The sequence below is a fragment of the Aurantimonas endophytica genome (genome assembly GCF_014196845.1).
GTDB classification, from domain to species: Bacteria; Pseudomonadota; Alphaproteobacteria; order Rhizobiales; family Rhizobiaceae; genus Aurantimonas; species Aurantimonas endophytica.
On record NZ_JACIEM010000001.1, the window covers coordinates 1,485,695 to 1,498,565 of the forward strand.

Genomic DNA, 12,871 nt, shown 5'->3' on the forward strand with positions numbered 1-12,871 from the left:
GCTCAGTCGGCGCTGGGCAGGCGGCGCATCGTGAACTCCACCTCGTCTCCCGGCAGCAGCCGCCAGCTTTCGACCGAGGTCCAGTAGGCGGCCTTGGGATAGCGCTCGAACCACTCGCGTGCCTTGCTGCGGGCGGCGTCGCGCGGCAGCGTGAACGTCTCGCGCACGAAGCTGTCGCCGCTCGTGCCGCCGGCACGTTCGTTGCGGCCGCGGTGCAGCTGCCGTCTCAGGCCGTCGAGCGGCGGGCGAGAGAGCCGTGACATTCTGCGCAGCCTCCGTGGCTCCGATCGTTCCAACTTATCCCCAAGATAGCGTGGCGCTGCAGCGTTTGCGAATCGATGCAGAGCCGCTGCGACCGGGCGTCGGCATTGCGCCTCGGGCCGCCAGATGCGATTGCCGAAAGAAAAGGCGTCCTGTTTTCGCGAGGGGCGCCAGGAGCCGCAGGCAACGCACGCGGCCAACCGGACGAGAGTGACATGGAACGGCCAGACCTGCCCGAGGGGCTTCCGGACGACATCGAGACCAAGAAGGCGACGGCGCAGGCCTGGTTCGAAACGCTGCGCGATCGGATCTGCGCGTCCTTCGAGGAGATCGAGGATCGCCACGGCGAAAGCACCGGCCTCGCCCCGGGGCGCTTCGAGCGGACGCCCTGGTCGCGCGAGAGCAATGGCGGCGGCGGCGTGATGTCGATGATGCACGGCAGGGTTTTCGAGAAGGTCGGCGTGCATACGTCGACGGTGCACGGCGAGTTCTCGCCCGAGTTCCGCAAGCAGATCCCCGGCGCCGACGAGGACCCGACCTTCTGGGCCTCCGGCATCTCGCTGATCGCGCATCTGCGCAATCCGAACGTTCCTGCGGTCCACATGAACACCCGCATGGTCGTCACCACCCGCCAGTGGTTCGGCGGCGGCGCCGACCTCACGCCGACGCTGGAGCGGCGGCGCAGCCAGGACGATGCCGACACGCGCGCCTTCCACAAGGCGCTGCAATTCGTCTGCGACCGCCATTCCGGCGTCGCCGACTACGGCAAATACAAGGAATGGTGCGACGAATACTTCTTCCTGCCGCATCGCGGCGAGGCGCGTGGCGTCGGCGGCATCTTCTACGACTGGCTGCATTCGCCGCAGGAGAAGGGCGGATGGGACGCCGATTTCGCCTTCACCCGCGACGTCGGCAAGGCCTTCATCGTGGTCTACCCGCACATCGTCCGGCAGAATGTCGAACTGCCATTCACCGAGGAAGACCGCGAGGAGCAGCTCATCCGCCGCGGCCGCTATGTGGAGTACAACCTGCTCTACGACCGCGGGACGCTGTTCGGGCTCAAGACTGGCGGCAACGTCGCGTCGATCCTGTCGTCGATGCCACCCGTCGTGAAGTGGCCGTGATCTGATCAATTCCTAGCCACGACCTGCACATTTTATTGCCAATGTTGAACCAGTTGAAGGTTGCGCCGTTGATCCTGCGGTAGTGGAGGCTACTCAAAGGGAGGATCGACCATGTACGAACTCGACTGTTCGGGCGTCATCCCCGGCTGCCAGCGCATCATCAGGGCCGAGACCCAGGCGGAAGTTTTCCGCCGGGCCGTGGTCCAGGCAAAGCAGCTCGGGGTCGCGCGGATCACGCCGAAAATGCTGGACACGATGCGCCAGAAGACCCGCGAAATGGCAAACTGACGCGAACGACGGCGTATAGTAGGCGGGCTCACAAGCCCGCCTTTTTTGTTCGGCGCGGACCGGCGCCTACAGCTTCCCCAACAGCGACTGCCGGCCCAGCGTGAAGCCGCTGTCGGCCCAGATGCGGCGGAGCCGGTCGAGGGTCCGGCCAAGTTCCGGCCCCGGCGCGATGCCGGCCTCCTGCAGATCCGTCCCGTTCAGCGGAAATTCCGGCGGCGCAAATCGCGTCGTCGTCTCAAGTTGGCGCACCAGCGCGGCGATGCGCGTCAAGCTGTCGGCCGTCACGCCGGCCCTCGCCCGCTCGGCGGCGAGTGCCAGCTTCAGCCGGTCGGCGATCGCCGGGCGGTCGCCGAAATAGAGCCGGGTGCGCAGGGCATTGTCGTCGGTCTCGGGCGCGACGGCTTCGGCCTGGGCGAAGGCCAGCAGCCGGTCGCGGTCGCCATTGGACAGCCGCAGCCTTTTCGCGAGTTCGGCAAGCCGGGCGGCATCGGGCGGCACGATCGCCGCCAGCCGCAGCATCGGATCCGCCGGCCAGGAGAAGGCGCTTTCGGCGTCGACCAGCCCGTGGATGGCGTCGATGCCCCAGCGCTCGCTCTCCGGCAGGATTCGCGTCAGGACGCCGGTCTGGCGCATCCACAGGAGTGCCCGCGACGGGTCGGGCGCTGCCAGCAGGCGCTTCAGCTCCTTCCAGACCCGCTCGGGGGACAGCCCGTCGAGCCCCTCCTTCAGCCGCGTCGCCGCCCTGATGCCGGCGGCGTCCGGCCGGCCGTCGCCGTACCAGGCGAAGAAGCGGAAGAAGCGCAGGATGCGCAGATAGTCCTCGCGGATGCGCGCCTCGGCGTCGCCGATGAAGCGCAGCGTCTTCGTCTCGATGTCGGCGAGCCCGCCGACGAGGTCGACCACCGTTCCGTCCGCCTCGCAATAGAGCGCGTTGATCGTGAAATCGCGGCGCTCGGCGTCCGCCTGCCAGTCGCGGCCGAAGCTGACGACGGCGCGGCGTCCGTCGGTCTCGATGTCGCGGCGGAGCGTCGTGACCTCGAAGACGCCGTCGGGCGTCACCGCCGTGACCGTGCCGTGCTCGACGCCGGTGGGGATCGCGCGGAACCCGGCTGCCTCGATCCGGCTCGTCGTCTCGGAAGGCTGGTTGGTGGTCGCCACGTCGACGTCGGTGACCGCATGGCCCATGATCGTGTTTCGGACCGCGCCGCCGACGACGCGGGCGCTTTCGCCGTCCGCCGACAACGCCGCCAGCAGCGCCTGCAAAGATGGCGCGCGAAGCCAGGGTGCGTCGTCGATCCGCCGGTTGGTCATGCGTAGAGCCTTTCGTAGAGCGTCCGGATGATGCCGGCGGTGACGCCCCAGATGAAGCGTTCGCCGAAGGGCATCACATAGTAGTGCCGGGTCCGCCCCTGCCAGACCCGGCTTTCCTGGCGGTGGTTGGCCTCGTTCATCAGGAAGCCCAGCGGCACCTCGAAGACGTCCTCGACCTCGACCGGATTGGCACTGAGCGCAAATCCCGGCCGGATGAGGCCGACGACCGGGGTGATGCGGAAACCGGTGGTGGTGCGGTAATGCGGCAGCCGCCCGATCGGCTCGACATGGTCCGGGTCGAGCGCGATCTCCTCGAGACTCTCGCGCATCGCCGCGGCCTCGGGCGAGGCGTCGCCCGGATCGACGGAGCCGCCCGGAAAGGCGATCTGGCCCGAATGCTGGCGCAGATGCGAGGCCCGCGTCGTCAGGATCACCGTCGCACCCTCGCGGCGATCGACGACGGGCACGAGGACGGCGGCCTCGCGCGCCGATTCGCGCTCCATCAGCTGGACGAGGTCCGGGTTGAGCAAATGGTCGCCATAGTGCCGCTCGGGCGGCAAAGCCGGCCCGGCGGCTGCCATCCGCGCCCGCAGGTCCGCGGCGGTGAAGCCGGCATAGTCGTCAGGCCATGCGGTCACGCCGCGCCTTTGCCGATGGCGAAGCGGGCGCCGCCGGAGCGCACGAACGGGCCGGCGCCGTCATCCTCGACGAAGTCGGCGAGATCATATGCGAGCGCCCGCGTCAGCCGCGCCTCGAGGCGACCCCGCACCGTCACGTAGGGGCGGAACGCGCCGTCTTCCGTGTCGCCAGCAAAGCGTAGCGGGCGGTCAGGTCCGCAGATGACGACGTCGCCGACCTCTGTCCGGAACGTCAGGATGGGCTCGCCGCCTTGCATGTCGCGACTCATCTCCACCGCCTGAAAATGCGCGTCCTCCACCGTGATCCCCAGCTTTTCGACGGGGGTCACCAGATAGGTGCGGCCGTCTGCGTCCTTGCGCAGGACGGTCGAGAACAGCCGGACGAGAGGCTTTCGTCCGATCGGCGAGCCGCCATAGGTCCAGGTGCCGTCCGCGCGGATCACCATGTCGATATCGCCGCAGAAGGGCGGGTTCCAGATCTCGACGGGCGGTGCGCCCTTGCCTGCGCGCTCGGCGCGCGACACCAGCGCTTTGAGGCTTGGACCGCCGCTGCTAGATGCTTGATTTTCCATAACGCCCTTGTGTTGCGACGCGGTACTTCCAGGCCCTGCTGGTCTTATTTTGGCCCGCCTTCGCAGTCACGAAATAGTTGTCCTTTCCTTGCTTGCCAGGAGCGGTCGCGGCGGTTTTCATGAGGCGGCAAGCGGCGGCGGCGCCACTTTCGCGCTGCAGCGCCCGATAGCGGCCTTCTCGACGGAGACATCACCATGACGATTCTCGCGCCCCACGAGGCAACGCTCGACGAAGGCGCAGTGGTTCGCCTGGCCGAGACGGCCCTTTCCGACATCGCCGCGATCCGCCAGTCCGTCGGGCGGGTGATCTTCGGCCAGGAGACGGTCGTCGAACAGGCGCTGATCGCGATCCTCGCCGGCGGCCATGCGCTGCTGGTCGGCGTGCCCGGCCTTGCCAAGACCAAGCTGGTCGACACGCTCGGCGTCGCGCTCGGCCTCGACGCGCGCCGCATCCAGTTTACGCCGGATCTGATGCCCTCGGACATCATCGGCACCGAGGTGATGGACCAGGACGAGAACGGCCGTCGCTCGTTCCGATACGTCAAGGGGCCGGTCTTCGCGCAGCTGCTGATGGCCGACGAGATCAACCGCGCCTCGCCGCGCACTCAGTCGGCGCTGCTGCAGTCGATGCAGGAATACCACGTCACCGTCGCCGGCGAGCGCCACGACCTGCCCGCCCCGTTCCACGTGCTGGCGACCCAGAACCCGCTCGAGCAAGAGGGCACCTATCCGCTGCCCGAGGCGCAGCTCGACCGCTTCCTGATGCAGGTCGACGTCTCCTATCCCGACCTCGCCGCCGAACGCCGCATCCTCTTGGAGACGACGGGCGGCCACGATCAGTCGGCAGAACCCGTGGTGACCGCCGAGCGGCTGCGCGAGATCCAGGCGCTCATCCGTCGGATGCCGGTGGCCGAAAGCGTCGTCGAGGCGATCCTCTCCCTCGTCCGCTCCGCCCGGCCGGGCAACGGACACAAGGAGGCGGACGCGCACATCGCCTGGGGTCCCGGCCCGCGCGCCTCGCAGTCGCTGATGACCTGCGTCCGCGCCCGCGCGCTCTATGACGGCCGTCTCGCTCCCTCGGTGGACGACGTGATGGCGCTAGCCGAGCCAATCCTGCAGCACCGCATGGCGCTGAACTTCGCCGCCCGCGCCGAGGGCATGAGCGTGCGCGACGTGATCGCCACGCTCAAGCGCGACGCGGCGTAGGAACGCTGATGCCCATCGGCTCGACCGTCGAACTCACCGCCGCGCCGGAGGCCCTGGTCAGGGCCCGGCAGCGCGCCGTGCTGATGCCCGACCTCCTGGTCGAGGCCCGGCGCGTCGTGGCGACGGTGATCGCCGGCTGGCATGGCCGACGGCGCCGCGGCGTCGGCGAGAATTTCTGGCAGTTCCGCCCCTTCGTCGAAGGCGAGGCGGTATCTCGCATCGACTGGCGACGCTCGGCCCGCGACGATCATGTCTATCTGCGCGACCAGGAGTGGGAGGCGGCGCACACGGTCTGGGTCTGGGCCGACCCGTCCTCGTCGATGCAGTATCAGTCGAAGACCGCGCCGGTATCGAAGGAGTCGCGCGCGCTGGTGCTCGTCCTGGCGCTGGCGGAAATCCTGTCGCGCTCCGGCGAGCGCATTGGCTATCCGGGCGTCGTCGATCCGATCTCGGCGCGCAATGCCGCCGAGCGGATTGCCGCGACCCTGCTCGGCAGCCGCCCGGACGATGCCTTTCCGCCGGACGACAGGCTGAAGCGCTTCTCCGAGATGGTGATCGTCAGCGACCTGCTCGACCCTGTGGACGAGATCGTCGCGCGGATCGACCGCATCGCGCGCCGCGGCATTCGCGGCCACGTGGTCATGGTCTCCGACCCGGCCGAGGAAGCCTTCCCCTATGCTGGGCGTACCGAGTTCCGCGATCCGGAGACCGGCGCCAAGCTCACCGCCGGACGCGCCGAGACGCTGCGCACCGAATACGTCACGCTCTACAACGCCCGCCGCGACCATATCGCCGAGCATTGCCGACGCCTTGGCTGGAGTTTCATCCCGCACCGCACCGACCGGCCGGCCTCGGAGGCGCTGGTCGCCATCCACGCACGGTTGAGCGGCGCGCCGCAGCCGACGGGCCGTCTGCCGTGATGGGCGGCCTCGCCCTTTCCTTCGGCGCACCGCTGGTATTGGCAGGACTTCTGGCCCTGCCGGTGATCTGGTGGCTGCTGAAGCTGACACCGCCGCGGCCCCAGACAGAGACATTCCCGCCGCTGCGGATCCTGCAACGCGTCCTGAAGAGCGAAGAGACGCCGTCGAAGAGCCCGTGGTGGCTGACGCTGCTGCGGCTGCTGCTGGCTGCCCTGATCATCCTGGCGCTGGCGGCGCCGACGCTGAACCCGCGCGAGGGTCTCCTTTCAGGCTCCGGCCCGCTGGCGCTGCTGGTCGACAATGGCTGGGCGAGCGGCGGCGACTGGGATGCGCGGCGCGAGGCCGCCGAAGAGCTCATCCAGCGGGCGGGCGACCAGGGCCGACCGATCGCCCTCGCCTTCACCGCCGAAGCGGCGGAGGACGACGCGACGCCCGCCGAGGCCAATACGGCGCTCGAACGGCTGGCCGCCGCGGGACCGCGCCCGATCCCGACCGACCGCGTCGCAGCGGCCGACCGGCTGGTGACTGCGCTGGCGGGCGAGAGTCCTGGGTCGCTGGTGTTCCTCGCCGACGGGCTGGACAGCGAAGGCACCGAGGCCGCGGCGCGCAGCCTTGCCGCGCTGGCGCCGGGCGAAGCCATCGTCTACGCGCCGAATGTCGACGGGCTGGTCGGCCTCACCGGCGCCGACAATTCCACCGAGGCGCTGGTCGTGCAGGCGGTTCGCCCTGAGGGCGCGCTTGCCGCCGATCTGGCGCTGCGGGCCCTCGATTCGCAGAGCCGCGAAGTCGGCCGCGCGCCGCTGGAATTCGCCGAAGGCGCCGCCACCGCCGAAGCCCGCTTCGCGATCCCGGTGGAGCTGCGCAACGACATCGCCCGCATCGAGGTCGAGGGCGCGTCGCAGGCCGGCGCCGTCCGGCTGGTCGACGACAGTTTCCGACGTCGCCGCGTCGGCCTGGTTTCCGGCGAATCCGCCGACGTCGCGCAGCCGCTGCTCTCCCCGCTCTACTACATCAGCCGCGCGTTGGAGCCCTTCGCCGACATCGTGCGCGCCGAGAGCGCCGACCTTGGCGAGGCGATCCCGGCACTGGTCGAGCGCCGTCCGTCGATGATCGTGCTCGCAGATATCGGCGTGATGCCCGAACGCGCCCAGGTGGCGCTGCAGGGTTTCGTGGAGGGCGGTGGCTATCTCGTCCGCTTCGCCGGGCCGCGGCTCGCCGCGACGACCGGCGACGACCCGCTGGTGCCGGTGCGCCTGCGGGCCGGCGAACGGCAGCTCGGCGGCGCGATGTCATGGTCCGAGCCGCAGACGATTGCCCCGATGGCTGCCGAGACGCCATTTGCCGGTATCGAGGTGCCGGCGGACGTCACCGTGGCGCGCCAGTTGCTGGCCGAGCCCTCCGTTGACCTGCCCGAGCGCACCTGGGCCAGCCTGTCTGACGGCACGCCGCTGGTCACCGCGGCGAACGTCGGCGCCGGCTCCATCGTGCTCTTCCACGTCACCGCCGAGGCGACCTGGTCGAACCTGCCGATTTCCGGCGCCTTCGTCGACATGCTGCGGCGCATTGTGACGCTGTCGCGCGCCAGCGGCGGGACTACCGACGGGCGGACGGCGGCCGACAGCCTGCCGCCCTATCGCATTCTCGACGGCCAGGGCCGGCTGGTCGGACCGGGGGCCGAGGTCCAGCCGCTGGAACCCGTCGCCGAAGGCGTGCCGCCGGTGACCCGTCAGAACCCGCCCGGGCTCTACGGCAACGAGGAAGGCTACATGGCGCTCAATCTCCTGCCGGCGGGCGCGGAACTGCGACGGCTGCCGGCGCTGGATCTCGGCGCACCGGTGGAGGCGCGCGGCTATGGCGGCGAAAGCGCGCTGAACCTGGCGCCCTGGCTGTTCGCTGCCGCGCTCGTGCTCTTCGCCCTCGACGCGCTGGCGCTGCTGTGGCTGAACGGCGCCTTCTCGCGCATCGGCGGCACGCTGTCGCGCCGGCGGGCTACGGCGTTGCCGGCCATCGCCGTGCTCGCGGCTGCCGGGCTGCTGCTCGCCGCCGTCCCCCCGGCGCATGCCCAGGAGGCACCCGGCACGCCGGCCCCGCCGGAGACGGCGGTGCCGCTCGACGTCGAACGCGCCATCCTGGCGACGGAATCGACGCATTTCGCCTATGTCGAGACCGGCCTTCCGGCCGTCGACGACGTCGCCCGCGCGGGCCTCGCCGGGCTCAGCCAGTATGTCGCGGCGAAGACGGCCCTCGAGCCGGGCGAGCCGATGGCCGTCGACATCGCGACGGACGAACTCGCCTTCTTCCCGCTGATCTATTGGCCCATCGACCCGGCCGCGCCGATGCCGGAAGAGGCTGCGATCAGCCGCATCGACGCCTACATGAAGCAGGGCGGCACGGTGCTGTTCGACGTCGCCGACGAGACGCTGGCCGGGCTCTCCGGCACCGAGGTCTCCGCCGGGCAGCGCCGGCTGCGCGACATTCTCGCGGACCTCGACATCCCGCCGCTGGAGCCGGTGCCCGCCGACCACGTGCTGACCAAGGCCTTCTACATTCTCGACGATTTTCCCGGCCGCCATACCGGCTCGGATCTGTGGGTGGAGTCGCTGGTGCAGGATGCGGACGGCACGGCGCGGCCGGCGCGCGGCGGCGACGGCGTCTCCTCGATCATGATCACCTCGAACGACTTCGCCAGCGCCTGGGCGGTCGACGAGCAGGGCCTGTTCCTGTTCCCCACCGACTCTGCTGACCCGGCGCAGCGCGAGTTCGCCTATCGGGCGGGCGTCAACATCGTGATGTACGTGCTGACCGGCAACTACAAGGCGGACCAGGTGCACGTGCCGGCGCTCTTGGAAAGGCTCGGCCAGTGACCTGGTCGATGGAGTTTGCCCCGCTGTTTTCGTGGACGGTGATCGCGATCCTGGCGGTTCCGGCCGTGATCCTCGCGCTCGCTTTGCTGCTCGCCCGGATGCGCGGCGCCCTCATCCGCGTCGTCGCCATTGCCGCCATCCTCCTGGCGCTGATCAACCCGGTGGTGCTGGAAGAGGAGCGCGACCCGCTGAAGAGCGTCGTCGCGCTTGTCGTCGACCGCAGCCAGAGCCAGACCATCGAGGAGCGCACCGCACAGGCCGACACGGCCGAGGCAGCGCTGAAGGAGAGCCTCGCACGTTTCCCCGAATTCGAGGTCCGCACGGTCGAGGCCCGGTCCGGCGCGACGCCCGGCGACGACGCGACCACGGCGCTGTTCGGCGCGCTTTCCGGCGCGCTCAAGGACGTTTCGCCTGCGCGCGTCGCCGGCGCGGTGATGATCACCGACGGCCAGATCCACGACATTCCGGCGGAAGCCCAGGCGCTCGGCTTCAATGCTCCGGTCCACGGGCTGATCACCGGCCGGGAGGACGAGTTCGACCGTCGCATCGAGATCACCACCAGCCCACGATTCGGCCTCGTCGACGAGGACCAGACGCTGCGCTACCGCGTCGTTGAAGAAGGCCCGCAGGCCTCCGACAGGCCGGTCGAGGTGCAGGTCTTCGTCAATGGCGACCTCGTCTCGCGCGAGCAGGCGCGGCCGGGCAGCGACGCCGCCCTCACCTTCCAGCTGCCGCGCGCCGGCAAGAACATCCTGGAACTGTCCGTCGCGCGCGACCCGGCCGAGATCACCGCGGTGAACAACCGGGCGATCGCCGTCGTCGACGGCATCCGCGAGAATCTGCGCGTGCTGCTGGTCTCCGGCGAACCGCATGCCGGCGAACGAACCTGGCGCAATCTCCTGAAGTCGGACGCCGCCGTCGACCTCGTCCACTTCACCATCCTGCGCCCGCCGGAGAAGCAGGACGGCACGCCGATCGACGAATTGTCGCTGATCGCCTTTCCGACCCGCGAGCTGTTCGTCGAGAAGATCGACGATTTCGACCTGATCATCTTCGACCGCTACCAGGAGCGCGGCGTGCTCCCGTCGCTGTATTTCGACTACATCGCCCAATATGTCGAAAACGGCGGCGCCATCCTCATCGCCGCGGGTCCGGAATATGCCGGCGATGAGAGCGTCGCGACGACGCCGCTGCAATCGATCCTGCCGGCGCTGCCGACCGGCGGCATCGACCAGCAGGCCTTTCACCCCGAACTGTCGGAGCTGGGGCGCAAGCATCCGGTCACGCGCGACCTGCCTGGCTCGGCCAGCGAGCCGCCCGACTGGAGCCAGTGGTTCCGCTCGATCGATGTCGACGAGCCCCGCGGCGAGACCGTCATGGACGGCCCGGGCGGCAAGCCGCTGCTGGTCCTCGACCGCGTCGGCGAAGGGCGCATCGCGCTGCTCCTGTCCGATCACGAATGGCTGTGGTCGCGCGGCTTCGAGGGCGGCGGGCCGCACGTCGCGCTGTTCCGCCGCCTCGCCCACTGGCTGATGAAGGAGCCGGAGCTCGAGGAAGAGGCGCTGGACGCCGAGGCCAGTGGATCCGACCTCGTCATCACCCGCCAGACCATCGGCGAGGACCCGGGACCTTCGACCGTGCTGACGCCCTCCGGCGAGGCGGTGACCGTGCCGATGCTGGCGGCCGGCGAGGGTCGCTGGGAAGGCCGGCTTGCGACGGAGGAGCTCGGCCTGTTCCAGGCGGCGAACGGCGAATTGCGGGCGCTTGCCAATGTCGGCCCGGTCAATCCGCGCGAATATCGCGAGGCGATCTCCACCGAGGACAAGCTGGCGCCGCTCACTGATGCCACCAGCGGCAGTGTCCGCCGCCTGGGCGAGGATGTCGCGGTGCCGCGCATCGTGCCGGTCAGCGGCCGCGCCGATGCCAACGGCCGCGACTGGATCGGCCTCAGGACGACGGAGGAGACCGTGCTGCGCGGCGTCGAGCGCACGCCGCTCTTCGCCGGCTTCCTCGGCCTCGCCGTGCTGCTGATGGCGCTCTCGGCGACCTGGTACCGCGAAGGGCGGTAGCGGGACGTCGGGCGCTATTGTTTGAAGCAGTTTTCCCGGTGCCAGCTTAGAAAGCGGGGGTGCGGGCGATCCGCCAATCGATGTGGTGGCAGCAGATAACCGCTTTTGTTGATCATGCTTCGGACGCTGAAGGGGTCGTTCACCTGCCGCGACACCAGTATCTCAAGATCGTCGGCGATACCGATCAGCCCGCGATCAAACATCCAGTGGGCTGTGCCCGACAGCGCCACCCCGTTGTTGACGACATCGGGCCCATCCAATTCCACCGGGCGGATGTGGGCTGCTTCGACCTCCGCCCGCCCGCCGCCATTGATCAGCTTCAAACCGGTGATGGCGCATCGCGAGTCGTAGGCGCGCAAGACAAGCCGCCGGAAGACACGGTCCCGCACTATCCGTGAGCCAATGTATTCGATCCGAGCGCGTTCTTCCTCTTCAGCATATCGGTACGGCGCCTGCTCATCTTCGAAGCCCGTCTGATTTCGTAAGTCGGTTCGCGGCAGAATATCCGCGTCCATCTCGAATCCGCGCTCCAGAATGCGGTCGAGATCCCCAGCAGAAATCTGCCGTACCGCTGATTGCGCTCGCCCGGAGATCCGACCCATATCATTCAGCACACCATGCTCGACGACGCCATCCGCGTCGCTGAACGGTACGGGGTTCGGGAAATCCAGATAGCTCCCCGGCTCGATCAAGGCGATGTACATTCCAGGCGCCTTGGGGTCGGGAATAACCTCTTGGACCTTCGCGATCGCAAAATATCCTCGAGTGTCGATCACCTTCCGCGGTTCGTAATAGACGATCCAATCGCCGAGGCATGCACGCACACGACCGAGATACTGACTCGGGAACTGATAGCGCTCCGTCGGGCTATCGTCGTAGATCGAATCTGTGCGGTGGATGAAGATGCCGAATGCCATGCGTCAGTGGATACCGGCAGCGCGGACAAGACCATAGCTTGCCTTGCAAAAAGAGCAGGTAGAATTGGCCATCGACAGGGAATGTCGGCGCGGGGCTACCGGTCTGACTATCGCCGCGGTCCGACCTTGCCGACGAGTTCTGCCAGCGCGCCGTCGGCGAGCGGCAGGCCGAGCAGCCGCGAAATATCAACCGGGCCCGGCATGATCACCGAACCGGGCGGCAAAGGGTAGTATCCGAGCGGCGCGTAATAGGGCGGATCGCCGACGAGGATGACCGAGCGCTCGCCGGCGTCCCGCGCCGCTTCGGCCGCGAGCCGCATCAGCGCCTTGCCGACACCGCGGTTCTTGTAGTCCGGGCGGACGGCCAGTGGACCGAGCATCAGCGAGGGCGCCCTGCCGATCGCGATGGGAGTCAGCCGGACCGAGCCGATGATCGCGCCGCCGTGCTCGGCGACGAAGGACAACGCCGGATCATGAGACGCCATTTCGCGGACCCGCTCCGCCGCGCGAACGAAGCGGCCGGGGCCGAAAGCCTCGTCGGTGATCGCGGCGATCAGCGGCGCGTGGTCGGGATGTTCCGGCATAAACCGGACGTCGGCGAGATCGAACATGGGCGGGAACCGGATGGTGGCAGGCCTTGGAGTGCCCGCGCCGGTCCCCTGGACCTGCGGCGAACGACTTCGGTCAGTGCGCGGCAGCGC

General features: G+C 68.9%; 12 protein-coding genes. 6 read left to right on the top strand and 6 right to left on the bottom strand.

Going from position 1 to position 12,871, the window contains the following annotated elements:
* Positions 1 to 2: 2 nt before the first annotated feature.
* Positions 3 to 263 (bottom strand): hypothetical protein, encoded by a 261-nt coding sequence (locus GGR03_RS07285; protein WP_183206863.1) that lies wholly within the window; start codon positions 261 to 263, stop codon positions 3 to 5.
* A gap of 213 nt (positions 264 to 476) precedes the next feature.
* On the opposite strand from GGR03_RS07285, the gene hemF reads away from it, so the two are divergent.
* Positions 477 to 1,385 (top strand): oxygen-dependent coproporphyrinogen oxidase, encoded by a 909-nt coding sequence (gene hemF / locus GGR03_RS07290; protein ID WP_183206864.1) that lies wholly within the window; start codon positions 477 to 479, stop codon positions 1,383 to 1,385.
* A 111-nt stretch (positions 1,386 to 1,496) separates the two neighbouring features.
* Positions 1,497 to 1,673, top strand: a complete 177-nt coding sequence (locus tag GGR03_RS07295) for a DUF1059 domain-containing protein (protein WP_183206865.1) — start codon at positions 1,497 to 1,499, stop codon at positions 1,671 to 1,673.
* A 66-nt stretch (positions 1,674 to 1,739) separates the two neighbouring features.
* Here GGR03_RS07295 and GGR03_RS07300 read toward each other — a convergent pair whose 3' ends face one another.
* Genes GGR03_RS07300 through GGR03_RS07310 form a run of 3 tightly spaced genes read right to left on the bottom strand, consistent with a single transcriptional unit; the run spans position 1,740 to position 4,242 of the window.
* Positions 1,740 to 2,984, bottom strand: a complete 1,245-nt coding sequence (locus tag GGR03_RS07300; protein WP_183206866.1) for a CCA tRNA nucleotidyltransferase — start codon at positions 2,982 to 2,984, stop codon at positions 1,740 to 1,742.
* Positions 2,981 to 3,565: a CoA pyrophosphatase gene (locus GGR03_RS07305; RefSeq protein WP_183207076.1), complete on the bottom strand. Its 585-nt coding sequence runs from the start codon at positions 3,563 to 3,565 to the stop codon at positions 2,981 to 2,983. The genes GGR03_RS07300 and GGR03_RS07305 overlap by 4 nt, the downstream gene beginning before the upstream one ends.
* Before the next feature lie 53 nt (positions 3,566 to 3,618).
* A complete protein-coding gene (locus tag GGR03_RS07310; protein ID WP_435372962.1) occupies positions 3,619 to 4,242 on the bottom strand; it encodes a DUF1285 domain-containing protein in 624 nt (207 codons plus the stop codon).
* A gap of 147 nt (positions 4,243 to 4,389) precedes the next feature.
* On the opposite strand from GGR03_RS07310, the gene GGR03_RS07315 reads away from it, so the two are divergent.
* Genes GGR03_RS07315 through GGR03_RS07330 form a run of 4 tightly spaced genes read left to right on the top strand, consistent with a single transcriptional unit; the run spans position 4,390 to position 11,253 of the window.
* Complete coding sequence (locus GGR03_RS07315) at positions 4,390 to 5,400, top strand: AAA family ATPase (protein ID WP_183206868.1); 1,011 nt, start codon at positions 4,390 to 4,392, stop codon at positions 5,398 to 5,400.
* Between the two features lie 8 nt (positions 5,401 to 5,408).
* Complete coding sequence (locus tag GGR03_RS07320) at positions 5,409 to 6,320, top strand: DUF58 domain-containing protein (RefSeq protein ID WP_183206869.1); 912 nt, start codon at positions 5,409 to 5,411, stop codon at positions 6,318 to 6,320.
* Positions 6,320 to 9,184, top strand: coding sequence for a DUF4159 domain-containing protein (locus GGR03_RS07325; protein ID WP_183206870.1), 2,865 nt, complete (start codon positions 6,320 to 6,322; stop codon positions 9,182 to 9,184). The genes GGR03_RS07320 and GGR03_RS07325 overlap by 1 nt, the downstream gene beginning before the upstream one ends.
* Positions 9,181 to 11,253 (top strand): hypothetical protein, encoded by a 2,073-nt coding sequence (locus tag GGR03_RS07330; protein WP_183206871.1) that lies wholly within the window; start codon positions 9,181 to 9,183, stop codon positions 11,251 to 11,253. The genes GGR03_RS07325 and GGR03_RS07330 overlap by 4 nt, the downstream gene beginning before the upstream one ends.
* A gap of 14 nt (positions 11,254 to 11,267) precedes the next feature.
* Here the strand turns inward: GGR03_RS07330 and GGR03_RS07335 are convergent, their stop codons facing one another.
* On the bottom strand, positions 11,268 to 12,170 hold the full coding sequence (locus tag GGR03_RS07335; protein WP_183206872.1) for an HNH endonuclease: 903 nt from the start codon (positions 12,168 to 12,170) through the stop codon (positions 11,268 to 11,270).
* A gap of 107 nt (positions 12,171 to 12,277) precedes the next feature.
* Positions 12,278 to 12,781, bottom strand: coding sequence for a GNAT family N-acetyltransferase (locus tag GGR03_RS07340; RefSeq protein ID WP_183206873.1), 504 nt, complete (start codon positions 12,779 to 12,781; stop codon positions 12,278 to 12,280).
* Positions 12,782 to 12,871 lie beyond the last annotated feature (90 nt).